14 protein-coding genes are annotated in these 14943 nt (G+C 70.1%); 2 read left to right on the top strand and 12 right to left on the bottom strand.

Going from position 1 to position 14943, the window contains the following annotated elements; genetic code table 11:
• Window positions 1-14: 14 nt before the first annotated feature.
• From WDU99_RS00390 to WDU99_RS00380, 3 genes are read right to left on the bottom strand one after another with little or no spacing between them, the layout of a single operon-like run.
• Window positions 15-506, bottom strand: a complete 492-nt coding sequence (locus tag WDU99_RS00390; protein WP_337330454.1) for a peptide deformylase — start codon at window positions 504-506, stop codon at window positions 15-17.
• The gene (locus WDU99_RS00385) at window positions 506-2593 is read right to left on the bottom strand and encodes a nucleotide-binding protein (RefSeq protein ID WP_337330453.1); all 2088 of its coding nucleotides are present in this window, start codon (window positions 2591-2593) and stop codon (window positions 506-508) included. Before WDU99_RS00385 ends, WDU99_RS00390 begins: the two co-directional genes overlap by 1 nt.
• Before the next feature lie 43 nt (window positions 2594-2636).
• Window positions 2637-6044, bottom strand: a complete 3408-nt coding sequence (locus WDU99_RS00380) for a pyruvate carboxylase (protein WP_337330452.1) — start codon at window positions 6042-6044, stop codon at window positions 2637-2639.
• 92 nt (window positions 6045-6136) lie between these two features.
• Between WDU99_RS00380 and WDU99_RS00375 the strand changes: the two genes are divergently transcribed.
• On the top strand, window positions 6137-6949 hold the full coding sequence (locus WDU99_RS00375) for a ParA family protein (protein WP_337330451.1): 813 nt from the start codon (window positions 6137-6139) through the stop codon (window positions 6947-6949).
• Window positions 6950-7037: 88 nt separating this feature from the next.
• On the opposite strand, the gene WDU99_RS00370 is transcribed toward WDU99_RS00375, so the two are convergent.
• The 3 genes from WDU99_RS00370 to WDU99_RS00360 all read right to left on the bottom strand — a co-directional run bounded on the left by WDU99_RS00370 (window position 7038) and on the right by WDU99_RS00360 (window position 8856).
• Window positions 7038-7583 carry a MerR family transcriptional regulator gene (locus WDU99_RS00370; RefSeq protein ID WP_337330450.1) on the bottom strand — a complete coding sequence of 182 codons (546 nt, stop codon included), beginning with the start codon at window positions 7581-7583 and terminating at the stop codon, window positions 7038-7040.
• Between the two features lie 98 nt (window positions 7584-7681).
• Window positions 7682-8371, bottom strand: coding sequence for a transcriptional regulator FtsR (gene ftsR, locus WDU99_RS00365; RefSeq protein ID WP_337330449.1), 690 nt, complete (start codon window positions 8369-8371; stop codon window positions 7682-7684).
• A complete protein-coding gene (locus WDU99_RS00360; protein ID WP_337330448.1) occupies window positions 8371-8856 on the bottom strand; it encodes an FHA domain-containing protein in 486 nt (161 codons plus the stop codon). The genes ftsR and WDU99_RS00360 overlap by 1 nt, the downstream gene beginning before the upstream one ends.
• 117 nt (window positions 8857-8973) lie before the next feature.
• Between WDU99_RS00360 and lpdA the strand changes: the two genes are divergently transcribed.
• The gene (lpdA, locus tag WDU99_RS00355) at window positions 8974-10371 is read left to right on the top strand and encodes a dihydrolipoyl dehydrogenase (protein WP_337330447.1); all 1398 of its coding nucleotides are present in this window, start codon (window positions 8974-8976) and stop codon (window positions 10369-10371) included.
• A gap of 129 nt (window positions 10372-10500) precedes the next feature.
• On the opposite strand, the gene WDU99_RS00350 is transcribed toward lpdA, so the two are convergent.
• The 6 genes from WDU99_RS00350 to WDU99_RS00325 form a co-directional block, all read right to left on the bottom strand.
• A complete protein-coding gene (locus WDU99_RS00350) occupies window positions 10501-11625 on the bottom strand; it encodes an FAD-dependent oxidoreductase (protein ID WP_337330446.1) in 1125 nt (374 codons plus the stop codon).
• Window positions 11612-12334, bottom strand: a complete 723-nt coding sequence (locus WDU99_RS00345; protein ID WP_337330445.1) for a methyltransferase domain-containing protein — start codon at window positions 12332-12334, stop codon at window positions 11612-11614. The genes WDU99_RS00350 and WDU99_RS00345 overlap by 14 nt, the downstream gene beginning before the upstream one ends.
• Window positions 12331-13482: a type III polyketide synthase gene (locus tag WDU99_RS00340; protein WP_337330444.1), complete on the bottom strand. Its 1152-nt coding sequence runs from the start codon at window positions 13480-13482 to the stop codon at window positions 12331-12333. Before WDU99_RS00340 ends, WDU99_RS00345 begins: the two co-directional genes overlap by 4 nt.
• A gap of 78 nt (window positions 13483-13560) precedes the next feature.
• Window positions 13561-14178, bottom strand: coding sequence for a CYTH domain-containing protein (locus WDU99_RS00335; RefSeq protein ID WP_337330443.1), 618 nt, complete (start codon window positions 14176-14178; stop codon window positions 13561-13563).
• Window positions 14168-14383, bottom strand: coding sequence for a response regulator (locus WDU99_RS00330; protein ID WP_337330442.1), 216 nt, complete (start codon window positions 14381-14383; stop codon window positions 14168-14170). Before WDU99_RS00330 ends, WDU99_RS00335 begins: the two co-directional genes overlap by 11 nt.
• Before the next feature lie 53 nt (window positions 14384-14436).
• Window positions 14437-14907: an A24 family peptidase gene (locus WDU99_RS00325; protein WP_337330441.1), complete on the bottom strand. Its 471-nt coding sequence runs from the start codon at window positions 14905-14907 to the stop codon at window positions 14437-14439.
• Window positions 14908-14943 lie beyond the last annotated feature (36 nt).

Here is a 14943-nt window from a genome sequence, read left to right as displayed (position 1 = left end):
CTGTCTGTCGGGTCTCAGAACCAGTCGCTCTCGCGCACCTGGCGCATCGCGGTCTTCCGGGTCTCGCCTTCCAGACGGCTCAGGTACACCCGTCCGTCGAGGTGATCGGTCTCATGCTGCAGCGCCTGGGCGAGCAGCCCCTCGCCCTCGAGCACCACGGGGGCGCCGTCGAGGTCGATCCCCTCCACGCGCGCCCAGGGGTGGCGCGGGGTGTCATGCCACAGGCCCGGCACGGAGAGGCAGCCCTCGCCGATGGGCACCGGGTCGCCGCGCACCTCGGTGAGCACGGGGTTGATGATGTAGCCGATGTCGCCATCGATGTTGTAGCTGAACGCGCGCAGCGCGAACCCGATCTGGTTCGCGGCGACGCCGGCGCGGCCGGGCAGCTCGACGGTGTCGACGAGGTCGGCGATCAGCGCGCGCACGCCGTCATCGATCTCTTCGATGGCGGCGCTGGGCGTGCGCAGCACCGGGTCGCCGTACAGACGGATCTCACGCACCGTCATCAGGCGGCCCTGGCGCGCAGACCCTCGACGAGGATCGCCGCGATCTTGCGAGCGGCCTGCCGGGTCGCCGGCTGCAGGCTGGCGAAATCGATCGCACCGCCCCCGGCGATCTGCGGGTCGTACGGCACACGCAGCACGTGCTTGGCGCGGGTCGAGAAGTGCGATTCGAGCTCGCCCAGGCGCACCAGCGGCGCACCGGGGGTCGACTGGTTCAGCACGACGATCGCCTCTCGGGCGAGTCCGGCGTAGCCGTTGGTCTCGAGCCAGGTCAGCGTCTCCGATGCCAGACGCGCCTCGTCGACGCTGAGGCCGGAGACGATCACGATCTGATCGGCGAGGTCGAGCGTCGCGCCCATCACGGAGTGCACGATCCCGGTGCCGGAATCGGTGAGCACGAGCGAGTAGTACTGCGCCGCGATGGTCGCGACTTCGCGGTAGTCGGCGTCGCCGAAGGCCTCGGACACGCGCGGATCAGCATCCGATGCCAGCACGTCCAGTCGGGTCTCGTCGCGTGCGACCAGGGCCGAGATGTCGTGGAAGCCCCGGATGTCGTGCTGTGCGCGCACCATGTCGCGCACCGACTTGGAGTGTGCACCGACGACGCGCTCGGCGAGCGTGCCGCGGTCGGGGTTGGCGTCGACCGCGATCACGCGGTCATCGCGCGCGTCGGCCAGCGCCATGCCGAGCAGGGCGGTGACGGTGGTCTTGCCGACGCCGCCCTTGCGCGAGAGCACGGGCACGAAGCGCGCGGCTCCCGTCATCGGCGCGGCGATGCGCGCGTTGAGCTCCTTGCGCTCGCGGGCCTTGCGGCTGTCGCCCACGTTGATGCGGCCGCCCGAGATCGCGTACAGCAGGTGGCTCCAGGTGCCCTCCGGTTCGGGCTTGGCGACGCGCGACGGCTCGAGGAGGCGGTCGGCGGTGAGCAGGTCGGCGCTCTCGCGCTGGGACGCACCGAGGTCGTCCAATCGCTTCGAGGTCAGCGCGACTTCGGCGTTCGGGCTCGGCGATTCACTGTGCGGACGGGTGCTGCCGGCTGCGGGGCGCGCCACCGGCGCGCGGTCGTCGTTCGCCACGGGACTGATCTCCTCTTCGGGCTCGGCCGACTCCGGTCGGGCTTCGCTCTGCTTCTCGGGCGCCTCGTCCGAGTTCGTCGGTGCCATGGCGTCGCGCAGCTGCGCCTTGGCCGCGGCGACGACCGATTCGAGGTGCGCGAGCCGGTCGGCGTCGAGGTCGCTCGATGCGGTGTCTGACTCGGATGCCGATGCGGCGCCTGTCTCGGATGCCACCGGCTCCGCCTGCTGCGGTGCCGTCCCGGCGGGCTCGGCATCCTCCGCATCGGGTGCGGTGTCGGCGTCGGCGTCCGTCTCGTCGGATGCCACGGTGCCGGGCTCCTCGGCAACGGGCTCCGCGGCGTCGGGCTCCGCGGCGTCGGGCTCCTCAGCAGCGGGCTCCTCGGCGTCCACGTTGCCGGGATCGAGGTCCTCGGTCTCGAGATCCGCCGTCTCGGGGGCCTCGAGATCCTCCGTCTCGACGACCTCTGACTCGAGACCCTCGGTCTCGGGTACCTCGGCGTCAAGTCCCTCAGGTTCGAGATCCTCGTCCCCGGCGTTCCGGGCTGCGTCGTCCTCGGGGACGACGTCTTCGTTCTCGATGACGATCTCCGCGGTCTCGGCAGCGGCCTCGTCGGCGACCGCCTCGTCCTGAGTGATCTCCTCATCCTGGGCGGTCGCCTCGACGGAGCCGGTGTCGGTCTCGTCGTCCACTTCCTGCGGCTGGGCCGCGAGCTGCTCGGCCGGCAGCTCGATGACGATCGCCGGCGCCTCCTGCTCGATGCGGGCGACGGTGTCGGGATCGGCGACGGCCGAGGTGTCGAGGATCAGATCGGAGACGATCTCTGCCGGTTCCAGCTCTCCATCGACGATCTCGTCATCGATGAGATCGTCGTCGTCGGCGCCGGTCGGCAGCGCGACGTTCACCTGGGCGGTACCGCCGTGCAGGCCGATTCCGGTGGTATCGGAGGACGGGGTGTCGTCCAGCACTCCCAGGGAATCATCCCCTTCGGGATCGACAGGGTTCTTCGGGGTCACGGTTCAACTCCAAGCTCCGGCGCAGATATGCGCCCGCCCAAGATTAGTGCTCCGGACGGATCACGAGCAAAAGATCACCGGCATCCACCTGCTGCGTCTGACCGATCGCGAGCCGCTCCACGACGCCGTCGACGGACGCGGTGATCGCCGCCTCCATCTTCATCGCCTCGATCGAGGCGACCGCGTCGCCGGCGCGCACCACGCTGCCCTCCTCGACCTTCAGGGTGACCGCCCCCGAGAAGGGAGCCGCCACCTGGCCCGGCTTGGAGGTGTCGGCCTTCTCGACCTCGTGCGACTCCACCGCCACCGATCGGTCGCGCACCGTCACCGGGCGCAGCTGTCCGTTCAGCGTGGTCATCACCGTGCGCATGCCCTTGGGATCGACGGCACCGATCGCCTCGAGCCCGACGTACAGGCGCACCCCGCGCTCGATGTCGACGGCGTGTTCGGCACCCGGCACCAGGCCGTAGAGGTAGTCGCCGGTCTCGAGGGCCGACAGGTCGCCGTACTCCTCGCGGCTGCGCACGAACGTCTTGGTGGGTGCGGGGAAGAGCAGCTCGTTCAGCATGCTGCGGCGCTCTTCAGACGACCCCTCCAACGCGGCGCTCTGCGCATCGGTGATCGGCGTAATCCCCGCACTCGCCGCGCGGCCCGCGAGCACCTTGCTGCGGAACGGCTCGGGCCACCCACCGGGCAGATCCCCCAGTTCGCCCGACATGAAGCCGACGACCGAGTCGGGGATGTCGTACTTCTCGGGGTTCGCCTCGAAATCCGCCGGGTCGGCCTTGACAGCCGCGAGGTGCAGGGCGAGGTCGCCCACGACCTTCGACGACGGCGTCACCTTCGGCACGCGGCCGAGGATGCGGTCGGCCGAGGCGTACATGTTCTCGATGAGCTCGAAGTCGGAGGCCAAGCCGAGCGCGATCGCCTGCTGACGCAGGTTCGAGAGCTGTCCCCCGGGGATCTCGTGGTGGTACACGCGACCGGTGGGGCCGGGCAGTCCCGACTCGAACGGCCGATATAGGTGGCGGGTCGCCTCCCAGTACGGCTCCAGGTCGGCCGCCGCCTGCAGGTCGATGCCGGTGTCGCGATCGGTGTGCGCGAGCGCCGCGATCAGTGCCGACAGCGACGGCTGGCTGGTGGTGCCCGACATCGGCGCGGACGCCGCATCGACAGCATCCGCCCCTGCGTCACTCGCCGCCAGCAGCGTCGCCAGCTGACCACCCGCCGTGTCGTGCGTGTGCACGTGCACCGGCTGGTCGAACCGCTCGCGCAGGGCGGTGACCAGCCGCGCGGCCGCGGCGGGACGCAGCAGACCCGCCATGTCCTTGATGCCGATCACGTGCGCGCCGGCCTCGACCATCTGCTCCGCCAGGCGCAGGTAGTAGTCGAGGGTGTACAGCTGCTCGCCGGGGTTGAGCAGGTCTCCGGTGTAGCAGAGGGCCCCCTCGGCGACGGCCGTGCCCGTCTCGAGCACGGCGTCGATGGCGGGTCGCATCTGCGAGACGTCGTTGAGCGCGTCGAAGATGCGGAAGATGTCGACCCCCGTGGCCGCGGCCTCGCGCACGAAGGCGTCGGTCACCTCGGTGGGGTACGGCGTGTAGCCGACGGTGTTGCGGCCGCGCAGCAGCATCTGGATGTTGATGTTGGGCAGCGCCTCGCGCAGCGCCGCCAGACGCTCCCACGGGTCCTCGCCCAGGAACCGCAGTGCGACGTCGTACGTCGCCCCGCCCCAGGCCTCGACCGACAGCAGCTTCGGGGTCGTGCGCGCCACATAGGGGGCGACCGCGACGAGGTCGCGGGTGCGCACCCGGGTCGCCAGCAGCGACTGGTGCGCATCGCGGAACGTGGTGTCGGTGACCGCGAGCGGGCGCTGCGCCCGAAGCGCCGCGGCGAAGCCGGCAGGGCCCAGCTCCTGCAGCCGCTGCCGCGACCCGTCCGGTGCGGGCGCGCTCAGATCGACCGCGGGCAGCTTGTGCGCCGGCGGGGTGGCGAGCGGGTTCTCGCCGTGCGGCTTGTTGACGGTGACGTCGACCAGCCAGTTCAGGATCTTCGTGCCGCGGTCCTTCGACACGCGTCCACGCAGCAGTTCGGGGCGCTCGTCGATGAACGACGTCGACAGGTCACCCGCGGCGAACGCCGGGTCGTCGAGCACCGCCTGCAGGAACGGGATGTTCGTCGAGACACCGCGGATGCGGAACTCCGCCAGAGCGCGCCGCGCGCGTGAGACGGCGCTCTCGAAGGAGCGGCCGCGGCAGGTGAGCTTGGAGAGCATCGAATCGAAGTACGGGCTGATCTGCGCCCCCGCGGCCGTCGTACCGCCGTCGAGCCGGACACCGGCCCCGCCGGGTGACCGATAGGTGGTGATCTTCCCGGTGTCCGGGCGGAATCCCTGCGTGGGATCCTCGGTCGTGATGCGGCACTGCAGCGCGGCGCCGCGCAGGCGGATGTCGTCCTGCTCGAGGCGGAGGTCGGCCAGGGTGGCGCCGTCGGCGATCTGCATCTGCGCGCGCACCAGGTCGACGTCGGTCACCTCCTCGGTCACGGTGTGCTCCACCTGGATGCGCGGGTTCATCTCGATGAAGACGACTTCGCCCGTGCGCGGTCCTGCGGTCTCGAGCAGGAACTCGACGGTGCCGGCGTTCTGGTAGCCGATCGACTCCGCGAAGGCGATCGCGTGCCGGTGCAGGTCGGCGCGGATGCTGTCGTCGAGGTTCGGCGCCGGTGCGATCTCGATCACCTTCTGGTGGCGGCGCTGCACCGAGCAGTCCCGCTCGAACAGGTGCACGGTGCTCCCCTGTCCGTCGGCGAGGATCTGCACCTCGATGTGACGGGGGCGCAGCACGGCCTGCTCGAGGAACATGCGGGCGTCCCCGAATGCGGCTCCGGCTTCGCGCATCGCCTCGGCCAGCGCCGGGGCGAGCTCGTCCTTCGTCTCGACCCGGCGCATGCCGCGCCCGCCGCCGCCGGCGACGGCCTTGGCGAAGAGCGGGAAGCCGATGTCGTCGGACTGCGCGACCAGCGCATCGACATCGTCGGATGCCTCGGTCGAGCGCAGCACCGGCACACCGGCCTCGATCGCGTGCCGCTTGGCCTCGACCTTGTTGCCCGCCATCTCGAGCACCGACGCGGGCGGGCCGATGAAGGTGATGCCCGCGGCCGCGGCCTTCTCGGCCAGCTCGGGGTTCTCGGACAGGAAACCGTATCCGGGGTAGATCGCATCGGCGCCGGCGTCGACCGCGACCTCGATGATCGCATCGATGTCCAGGTACGCCTGCACGGGGTGGCCGCGCTCGCCGATCTCGTACGCCTCATCAGCCTTCAGCCTGTGCAGCGAGCCCCTGTCCTCCCACGGGAAGACGGCGACGGTGCGCGCCCCCACCTCATACGCCGCACGGAATGCGCGGATCGCGATCTCACCGCGATTGGCCACCAGGATCTTCTGAAACATGCACACCTCTGGAGAGGTCGTAGCGCACAGATGTGAGCGCGCTGGGCGGGGCTGAGTGTCCCCCCAGACTAGGGCAAGGTAACGTGTAGGTCGTGCACGTACTCAGCGTCAGCTCCCTCAAGGGAGGCGTCGGAAAGACGACCGTGACCCTCGGTCTCGCTTCCGCGGCCTTCGCCCGCGGCATCCGTACCCTCGTCGTCGACCTCGACCCGCAGTCCGATGTCTCCACCGGGATGGACATCCAGATCGCGGGGCGCCTGAACATCGCCGACGTGCTGGCCAACCCCAAGGAGAAGGTCGTCCGTCAGGCGATCACCACCAGCGGGTGGGCCAAAGTGCATCCGGGCACGATCGACGTGCTCATCGGCAGCCCCTCCGCGATCAACTTCGACGGCCCGCACCCCAGCGTGCGCGACGTGTGGAAGCTCGAAGAGGCGCTGGCCGGCGTCGAGGGCGAGTACGACCTGGTGCTCATCGACTGCGCACCGTCGCTGAACGCCCTGACGCGGACTGCCTGGGCCGCGAGCGACCGCGTGATGGTCGTCACCGAGCCCGGTCTGTTCTCGGTCGCCGCCGCCGACCGCGCGCTGCGTGCCATCGAGGAGATCCGCCGCGGTCTCTCCCCCCGTCTTCAGCCGCTGGGCATCGTCGTGAACCGCGTGCGCCCGCAGTCGATCGAGCACCAGTTCCGCATCAAGGAGCTGCGCGACATGTTCGGCCCGCTGGTGCTGAGCCCGCAGCTGCCCGAGCGCACCTCGCTGCAGCAGGCGCAGGGTGCCGCCAAGCCCCTGCACATCTGGCCGGGCGATTCCGCTCAGGAGCTCGCCGCCGACTTCGACCTGCTGCTCGACCGCATCGTGCGTGCCGGTCGCGTGCCCGTGCCGGAGACCGGCCCGCAGGCCTGATCCCTCCTCCGCAACGCAGGAAGCCCGCTCATGGAGCGGGCTTCATCTGTCTGCGGCGCGAGTCCGTCTGCGGCGCGAGTTCGCGCGGTCAGGCCGTGCGCTTCTTGCGACGCGCGGCGAGCTCGTCGACCGGGTCGGGTGCCGTGGGGTCGAACTCCACGAGCGTGGACTCCACCTCGCGCAGCACCTTGCCGACGGCGATGCCGAACACCCCCTGCCCGCGGCTGACGAGGTCGATGACCTCGTCATTCGAGGTGCACAGGTAGACCGATGCGCCGTCGCTCATCAGCGTGGTTCCGGCGAGATCGCGGATGCCCGCGGCGCGCAGCTGCTCGACGGCGGTGCGGATCTGCTGCAGCGAGATGCCGGTGTCGAGCAGGCGCTTGACGAGCTTGAGCACGAGGATGTCCCGGAAGCCGTAGAGACGCTGCGATCCCGAGCCGCTCGCACCGCGAACGGTGGGGACGACCAGCTCGGTGCGGGCCCAGTAGTCGAGCTGCCGGTAGGTGATCCCGGCCGCACGCGCGGCGACCGCACCGCGATAGCCGACCTCGTCATCCATGGCCGGAAGCCCGTCCGTGAAGAGGAGTTCGGTCACGAACTGCGGGTCACCCGCAAGCTCATCCGCATTCATCTCTGACCCCTCCTGATCGACTACCTCAACGCTAGAGCAGACCCCCCGCCGCGGCAATGACATCCGACGCACCGCGAAGGTGTGTCGCAACCCGTTCGTTACGAAAGCACTCGCTCGATCGACTGCTTCACCAGCAGCCGGCGCACCTCGTCGATGTGCGTGGCCAGCTCGGGTGCGAGCTCGGCGGCGCGACCCCGCGACGCGGCGTCGGTGCGCCGCAGCAGGGTGGCCAGCGCTGATTCGATGAGCGCGGCCTCGCGCTCGGCGTTCTGCCGCATGCTGCGCAGATGACGCGGCTCGATCCCGTGTCGTGCGAGCGTGACCAGTCCCGACAGCAAGGACGACACCTGATCGGAGTACGACTCGGACGCATGGATCAGGCCGGCGCTGATCGCGTCGTTGAGCAGCTGCGGAGTGGCCCCGGTGCGCAGCAGCAGCTCCTCACGCCGGTGACGACGCGGGGATGCTGCGATCGACGGCGGTGCGACGACGGCGTGCCCCTCGCCATCGGCCTCGGCCTGGTCGAGCTGCTCGCGGATCACGCTGAGCGGCAGGTAGTGGTCACGCTGCAGGGTCAGCGCCGCACGCAGCCGCTCGACGTCGGCGGCCGAGAACTTGCGGTAGCCCGACTCCGTGCGCGAGGGAGAGACGATGCCCTGCACCTCGAGGAAGCGCAGCTTGCTCGAGGTGAGCTGCGGGAACTCCGGTGTGAGACGCGCCAGAACCTGGCCGATGCTGAGCAGGCCCGTGGGCGCGGAGCGCTCGCGGGCCGCACCCCCCGCCGCCATCAGTCGTTCGCCGTCGCGAGATCGGCCGGTGATGCGAAGAAGTTCATGCGGAACTTGCCGATGCGCAGCTCGTAGCCGTTGGCCAGCTCACTGCGGTCGACGCGCTCGCCGTTCACGTAGGTGCCGTTGAGCGAGCGCTGGTCGACGATCTCGAACACCGAGCCGGAGCGGGTGATCTCGGCGTGACGACGGGAGACGGTCACGTCGTCGAAGAAGATGTCGGCCTCGGGGTGGCGTCCGACGGTGGTCACGTCGGCGTCGAGGAGATAGCGGGCCCCGGCCAGAGCACCGGCGCGCACCAGGAGCAGTGCGGATCCCGCGGGCAGCGCGGAGATGGCCGCCGCTTCGACCTCGGTGAGGTCGGCGCCGAAGGGCACGAAGGAGAGGTCCGATTCATGGCCGAATGTCTGCGTCACATCGCGACGCGGCTCATCACCATTGCGGTGGATCGCCCCTCCGGCGCTGTTCGTGCTGTCGTCTGTCACGGTTCTCCCTCCTCCGGTCCACCAGCCTATCGGATCGGACCGGCCGTCCGGGAGGGCGATCTGCGCTCTTCGATCCACGTCCGCACCCCGACCGCACGCGCGGGATAGGCTGAGAACATGCCACATTACGATGTCGTCATCCTCGGTGCGGGCCCCGGCGGCTACGTCGCCGCCGTCCGCAGCGCACAGCTCGGCCTGTCCACCGCGATCATCGAGGAGAAGTACTGGGGCGGTGTCTGCCTGAACGTCGGCTGCATCCCCTCCAAGTCTCTCCTGAAGAACGCCGAGATCGCGCACACGTTCACGCACAAGGCCGACTTCTTCGGCATCTCCGGTGACGTGAGCTTCGACTTCGGCGCCGCGTTCGACCGCAGCCGCAAGGTCGCCGACACGCACGTCAAGGGCATCCACTTCCTCATGAAGAAGAACAAGGTGACCGAGTACGAGGGTCGCGGCTCCTTCACCGGCCCCAAGGCGATCTCGGTGGCCAAGGCCGACGGCACCACCGAGGAGATCACCTTCGACAATGCGATCATCGCCACCGGGTCGACCGTGCGCCTGCTGCCCGGCGTGCAGCTCAGCGACAACGTCGTCACCTACGAGGAGCAGATCCTCTCCCGCGAGCTGCCCGAGTCGATCGTCATCGTCGGCGCCGGCGCCATCGGCATGGAGTTCGGCTACGTGCTGACCAACTACGGCGTCAAGGTCACCATCATCGAGTTCCTCGACCGTGCCCTCCCCAACGAGGACGCCGAGGTCTCGAAGGAGATCCAGAAGCAGTACAAGAAACTCGGCGTCGACATCCTCACCTCCACCGCGGTGAAGACCGTCACCGATAACGGCGACTCGGTGCACGTCACCTACGAGACCCGCGAAGGCCAGCCCGGCGAGATCACCGCGGGCAAGGTGCTCATGTCGGTCGGCTTCGCTCCGAACGTCGAGGGATTCGGCCTGGAGAACACCGGCGTCAAGCTCACCGAGCGCGGCGCGATCGACATCGACGACCACATGCGCACCAGTGTCGAGGGCATCTACGCGATCGGCGACGTCACCGCCAAGCTGCAGCTCGCGCACGTCGCCGAGGCACAGGCGGTCGTCGCGGCCGAGACCATCGGCAAGGCCGAGACCATGACGCTCGGCGACTACCGCATGATGCCGCGCGCGACCTTCTGCCAGCCGCAGGTCGCCAGCTTCGGCCTCACCGAGGAGCAGGCCAAGGCCGAGGGACGCGAGATCAAGGTCGCGAAGTTCCCGTTCAGCGCCAACGGCAAGGCGAACGGCCTGGGCGAGCCCGTCGGCTTCGTCAAGCTCATCGCCGATGCCGAGCACCTCGAGCTCATCGGCGGCCATCTGATCGGCCCCGACGTCTCGGAGCTGCTGCCCGAGCTGACCCTCGCGCAGAAGTGGGACCTCACCGCCCTCGAGGCGGCCCGCAACGTGCACACCCACCCCACGCTCTCGGAAGCTCTGCAGGAGGCCTTCCACGGCCTCACCGGTCACATGATCAACATGTGACACCCCCTTTCATCGAGGCCCCCGTTGGTCGCTGACGCCCCGCCTGAGGTGCGCTGGTGAACGGGGGCCTCGACGCTGCGCGGGGGCCTCGACGCTGCGCCTGGCACGACGCAGGCGAGGCTGTGCGCCTCAGATGCCGCGCATGGTCACCAGCGATGCTGCGGCGCCGCGCAGCGGCGGCATGCCCAGCATGCGGATCAGCAGCTCTCGGGCGCGTTGTCGCCCGGCATCGGCGGGCGCGCCCATCGACATGTAGAAGCCGGCGCGCCGCTGCGCATCGGCGGCTGCTCGGGCGACCCGGCGCGCGTAGACGCCCAGCTCATCTCCCCCGACTCGCGGGCCGCGGATGAGCACCCCCGCCAGTTCGAGAGCGTTCGCCCAGCCGAGGTTCATCCCCTGTCCGCCGATGGGGCTGATCTCGTGGGCTGCGTCCCCGAGCAGGACGACCCGACCGTAGGCCGTCCGCTCGGCCCGGTGCTGCGACGCGATGAACGTCGTCGGCTCGGTCGTGGCGGGCTCGGCGATCGTGATCCGGATGCCGGTGCGCGCGCCGATCTCGGCGACGAACCGCTCGGCGGGCAGCGTCTCCACACCCCTCGCATGCCGCACGACCCACCGCCGTCGCCCCTGCGGCAGCGGGAAGGACTCCACCAGTCCCCCGGGCTCGCAGTACAGCCGCGCGACGGGCTCTTCATCAGCATCGGGCACGTCGATCATCGAGTATCGCGCCGCGCTGCCGCGCCGCTGCCATGGGATGTGCAGCGCCTCGCGAAGGGCGCTGCGGACACCGTCCGCGACGACGAGGAGCGAGGCGTCGGTCTCCCGCTCCTGACCTTCGGATCGCGCGCGCACCGTCACCGCCGACTCGTCCTGGTGCACCGCGACGACTTCGCACTTCGTGCGCACGGGGACGCCGAGTGCCTTCAGTCGCTCGCGCAGGATGGCATCTGTGCGTCGCTGCGGCAGCACCAGCACGCGGCGCTCGGCGCCGAACGCGACCGATGCCAGCATCCGCCCTCGTGCGTGCACCTCGCCACGCTCGAGCGCAACGGCCTCGCCACGGAACTGCGCGCTGACGCCCGCGGCGTCCAGCGCGGCAAGTCCCGGCGGGTGCACGCCGATGGCGCGGGTGCGCTCATCCGGTCCGTCACGTCGCTCGCAGATCATCACGTCGACGCCGCGCTCGGCGAGCAGGCAGCCGAGCAGCATGCCGACCGGCCCCGCGCCCGCGATGATGACGTCATGCTCCGGCACGACGACCCTCCCAACGCAGCTGCAGACGCGCAGGCACGCCCGTGCGGACCGTCCATCCCTTCGGTGCGAGCGCCGCCAGTTCGCTCGCCGTGTAGGAACGTCGGATGCTGGTGAGCCCGTCCTCCCGGATGAACGAGCCGGACAGGAGGTTCCTCGTGAACGGCAGCGTGCCCGCGGCGAACAGCCGATAGGCGGCGGCGCTGCGCGCGATGTCGTGGTGGGCGACGAGTCCCGCGGCCGGGACCAGGCTGCGTGAATCCGCCAGGAAGCCGGGCAGCTCCGCCGCATCGAGGTGATGCAGCAGGTGGTTCGAGAGCACGACGTCGAAGACCTCGCCCGCCGTGACGAGGTCGCTGAGAAGCGCACAGCGATAGATGACGTCGCCCTGTTCGTCGTGATCGACCGCCCACCGGATCGCCCGCTCATCGGCATCCAAGGCCGTGATCTCGCCCGCCACGCCGTCGCGTCGCATCCATCCGGCGAGAGCGCGCGGAAGGTCTCCCCCGCCTGCACCCACGTCGAGGATGCGCAGCGGGCGCTGTATCGCCCTCGGGCGGATGTCCCGTCGATACGCGCGATGCCAGCGGGTGACGACGGCGTTGATCAGGCCGAACTGCTCGTAGGTGCGCGCGAGCACGCGGGCATCCGCATTCGGATCGTCCATCAGCTCGCGCGCGTCCTCCGCGCGCGCGGACAGATCGGGCGTCATCTCTCCCCGCTCGCGACGACCGTCATCAGGGCGCTCTCGGCCGTCAGTCCCGGGCCGAACGCCATGGCCGCCACGCGCTCTCCATCGGCCGCTCCCGCGAGGATGCTCTGCAGCACGAACAGCACCGTGGCGCTGGACATGTTGCCGCACGTGCGCAGCACGTCGCGCGCGGGATGCAGCTGCTCATCGCTCAGGTGCAGCCGCTCCTGCACCTTGTCGAGGATGCTCCGTCCCCCGGGATGGATCGCCCAGTGCGCGACCTGCTCGCCGATCGTCCCGTCGTCAAAGGCCGCCGCCAAGTCGTCCGATTCCGTGAACAGCGGACGCAGCGCCGTCTGGATGCTGTCGCCGATGATCTGCGGGACGGCGGTGGAGAGGATCATCTCGAAGCCCTCGTCGCCGATCGTCCAGGCCATGTCCCGCTCCCCGTCGGTGGCCAGTGCCGTGTGGAAGCCCTCGAGGACGAGGGCCGGTGCGCCCGCGGGGTGCGGACGCGCGGTCACCAGGCCGGCCGCCGCCCCGTCGGCGAACAGCGACGAGGCGACGATCATGTCCGGATCCTCCGAGGAGCGCAGATGCAGAGTGCAGAGTTCGACGCTGACGACGAGGACGACCGCCTCTGGATCCGCCTCGCAGAACTGCGCCGCCGCGCGCAGCGCCGGCATCGAGGCGTAGCAGCCCATGAAGCCGAGATGGTAGCGCTGCACGCTGTCGGCCAGGTCGAGCGCGCGCACGATGGCGTAGTCGGGGCCGGGCGCATGGAACCCGGTGCAGGAGACCGTGATCACGTGCGTGATGTCTGCGGCGCCGAGTTCGGGGTCGGCATCGATCGCCCGCCGCGCCGCCTCGACGAACAGCTTCGTGGCCTCGCGGACATAGAGCTCGTTGCGCGTCTTGGTGCCCGGCGAGAGCAGAAGCCCGGATGCGCTGTCGAAGAAGTCCGGCGAATCGGATGCCTCATGGGTGAGCTCACCGAGCACCGTGTAGCGGGTGTCGATGCCGGAGCCGTTGAAGGACGCGCTCACGATCCGCTTCGCGAGGCGCCCCAGATCGGGTTGCGCGGCGAAGACGTCTCGCACGTCATCCTGGACCAGCTCGGTGTCGGGGACGATCGTCTGCAGGGAGCGAAGGTGCGCGCGGTGGGTCATCGCCCCACTGAATCACGCCGGCGCGGGGGTGAGAAAGGCCTTGCGCGCGGCCGTCCTGTGCGGGTACGTCCGCGTTTCTCAGAAGCCGAGCGCGCGAGCGAGCTTCGACCCGGACGAGGGCGGTCGCCCTCCGGATGCCAGGACGGCGCTCTCCACGGCGGCGAAGAACGCCGCACGGCCGTGCTGATCGGCCGGCGCCGCCGGCCCCAGCTCCATCTCCCACTCCCGCCATTCGCGGCGCGCGCCGGTGCGCAGGTCGGTGGCGCGCACCCGGTCGTCGACGAACTCGGCGATCACGCCGTCGTCACCGCTGAGCAGATACGCGGTGCGGTGGTTCTCGATGCGCGCCAGCGGCAGCAGCTCGGCATCCGTCCACTGCGCGACGACGGATGCCACGGCATCGGGCATCCGACCGTCCTCATCGATCGGCCAGCCCAGCTCGAGGCGGCCGTCGCCCTGCCGGGGCCCCTTGATGTGCCAGCCGGCGTCGGGGCCACCGGTGCGGCGCCGCAGCGCGACGCCGTTGCGGGCCAGGGCTGCGTCGGCGGTGTCGAAGTATCGGGCGTCCAGCTCACGCAGTTCACCGGCGCTCACCGCACTCACCCCCGGCACGTCATCCCAGGTCGGCAGCGGGGTGCCGGCGTCGGCGTCGTACTTCCGCTCGACCTCGAAAGTGCGCTGCGGGTCAGTCGTCACTGGGATTGATGTCGTCGGCGGCTTCGACGAACCAGAACGCGACCTCGGTGGGTCCGTCATCGGAGCCCGTCCTCGTGGCCTCGCCCTCGCGCCGGTAGGTCACCTGCGTCTCGCTGTAGGGGACGATCAGGGTCTCCCTCTCGACATCGTCGAGAGGGATGATCTGCCCGTCGAGCGGGCCGCCGTGAAGTCGCGCAAGTGCCATGTGCTCACCATAGCCCCGTGACAGGACATCGTCGCGGAAATCGTGCGGCGTGATCAGGTCAGCCCGATGGCGAGGGCGGCGCCGAGGATCATCCAGGGCCCGAAGGCGATGTGGGTGCGCCGGTCGGCGCGCCGCAGCAGCATGAGCGCGATCGCGTAGAGCGCGCCGAGCAGGAAGGCCGCCGCCGCTCCCAGCACCAGGGTCTGCCAGCCGTGCCAGGCGAGCACCAGGCCGATCACGGCGGCGAGCTTCACATCGCCGCCGCCCATGCCCTGGTGCGAGATCAGGTGCATCACGGCGTAGAACACGCCGAGCGCAAGCCCGCCGAGCAGGGCTCGCAGCATGCGGTCGGTCTCGCCGGTCGCGAGCCCGTCGACGAGCACGAGCAGCACGAGGGCGGCCAGTGTCGGCAGCACGATGCGGTTGGGCAGCCGGTGCGTGCGGGCGTCGATGATGACCAGCCATACGCCGATCCCGGCCAGCGCGAGGTGCACGAGGATCACGGCGACGGAGTGGATGGGCACCCTCGCAGGCTAGCGGTCGGCGGCTCGACCCAGGGC

The sequence above is a fragment of the Microbacterium bandirmense genome (assembly GCF_037204185.1).
In the GTDB taxonomy this organism is placed as follows: domain Bacteria; phylum Actinomycetota; class Actinomycetes; order Actinomycetales; family Microbacteriaceae; genus Microbacterium; species Microbacterium bandirmense.
The sequence above is the reverse complement of the archived record's forward strand: the minus strand, read 5'-3'. Positions and strand labels throughout refer to the sequence as shown.

What these genes read in the sequence shown, in the direction of transcription:
- WDU99_RS00390 (WP_337330454.1), bottom strand. Translation starts at nt 506, where the DNA reads ATGACGGTGCGTGAGATCCGTCTGTACGGCGACCCGGTGCTGCGCACG.
- WDU99_RS00380 (WP_337330452.1), bottom strand. Translation starts at nt 6,044, where the DNA reads ATGTTTCAGAAGATCCTGGTGGCCAATCGCGGTGAGATCGCGATCCGC.
- WDU99_RS00370 (WP_337330450.1), bottom strand. Translation starts at nt 7,583, where the DNA reads ATGAATGCGGATGAGCTTGCGGGTGACCCGCAGTTCGTGACCGAACTC.
- ftsR (WP_337330449.1), bottom strand. Translation starts at nt 8,371, where the DNA reads ATGGCGGCGGGGGGTGCGGCCCGCGAGCGCTCCGCGCCCACGGGCCTG.
- lpdA (WP_337330447.1), top strand. Translation starts at nt 8,974, where the DNA reads ATGCCACATTACGATGTCGTCATCCTCGGTGCGGGCCCCGGCGGCTAC.
- WDU99_RS00345 (WP_337330445.1), bottom strand. Translation starts at nt 12,334, where the DNA reads ATGACGCCCGATCTGTCCGCGCGCGCGGAGGACGCGCGCGAGCTGATG.
- WDU99_RS00340 (WP_337330444.1), bottom strand. Translation starts at nt 13,482, where the DNA reads ATGACCCACCGCGCGCACCTTCGCTCCCTGCAGACGATCGTCCCCGAC.
- WDU99_RS00330 (WP_337330442.1), bottom strand. Translation starts at nt 14,383, where the DNA reads ATGGCACTTGCGCGACTTCACGGCGGCCCGCTCGACGGGCAGATCATC.